Origin of the sequence: Limosilactobacillus pontis DSM 8475 (genome assembly GCF_001435345.1) — a bacterium.
GTDB lineage: Bacteria > Bacillota > Bacilli > Lactobacillales > Lactobacillaceae > Limosilactobacillus > Limosilactobacillus pontis.
Genome location: NZ_AZGO01000019.1, coordinates 1 through 1,302, shown reverse-complemented (window position 1 = coordinate 1,302; position 1,302 = coordinate 1). Strand labels below are relative to the sequence as shown.

The window sequence follows — 1,302 nt, the reverse complement described above, 5'->3', positions numbered from 1 at the left end:
AAAAAAAGACCGATCATCACGATCAGTCAATCTCATATATACTCATTCCGCTATCTGGTCCTGGACTAACTCGTCCACGAAGTCGATCAGGCCATCAAAATCCTATTCCCCTCTCATATAGAAAGTGTTATTACTGTGTGAGATTGTATATCAGCTCATGCAAACCATTCTCAGCCATTTTAGAATTGAATTTGATAATAATACATTAAATGATTAAAATGGCTCAGAATGGCTCTCATGGCTATATAGGGCTATACCCCTACTTAAAAAATCGTGGTGTGTGAATGAAGCTACTTATTATGATACCCCCTATTAAATCTCACTGCCAAAATATCGGCTTTGTGAAAAGTTCATCCCCTCATAAGATACCTATATATAGGCATCCAGATAGGATCACTAATTGTAATTTCACAATATTTTCTATTATTGCCGTTGCTGTCGCTCCCCTCTTTTAGGGCGATTAGAAGATCTGAAATACTTTATAAAACACGGGTTTTATAGTTCTCTATTCTCCCATCATCATCAAGCTACTTTCACCACCAATAGCCAGCTCACCGCGTTTGTACTTAGTGGCCAATTGAGTTGCTATGCTTTCGTAGCGTTGGTGAACGGCAAGGGGTAGTATCTCAACATTGAAAATGGTATTTCCCTTTTGGCCCAGTTTCATCCACGGTTTTATGTGGTGGGCTGGGTACGTACGGGGGCGGGTAAGTGCTTTCCAATATAAGTCGTGTTGTCCACTCACTTGCAACCATGCAAGCGCCACTATACGGTGTAACCCCGGGCACTCAAGCATTTCTGGAAATTAATCCTAACCCCAGCGGGGTTACTCAAATATGATAACTATTGGTCACGTCGTAATTTTGGCTATACTCAGTTGACCGACGTTGAAGTTATTCAACGCTTACTGACTTTCAATGATGATCTTAAACAAGCTTATCGTTATTATCAGGACCTTATTCTCGCGATAAGTCATCGTAGTAAGGATGAACTCAATCATTTACTCGCGATTAAATGGACCCAGCTTCCCCAATCACTTCAAAAAGTTCAACGGACTCTCCGGAGGCATTGTAAAGAGATTATCATCAGCTTTAAATATGGTGACTACACGAATGGTCCAGTCGAAGGAACTAACAATAAGATCAAAGTTATTAAACGAACTGCTTATGGCTTTCGTAACTTCTTTAATTTTCGGGCTCGAATCCTGCTTGCCCTTCCTAACTCATACTTTGCCATCAACTGGAAGAATAAAAGAACAGCTCATGTCCAATCTCAGACACGAGCTGTTTGAAAAGTTATTCA

Annotated in this window: 1 pseudogene; it reads left to right on the top strand. The window is 40.4% G+C overall.

Annotated elements, in window-relative coordinates:
- Positions 1-781: 781 nt before the first annotated feature.
- Positions 782-1,291, top strand: a pseudogene (locus tag FD34_RS08300) (transposase); the annotation flags it as partial.
- Between the last annotated feature and the right edge of the window lie 11 nt (positions 1,292-1,302).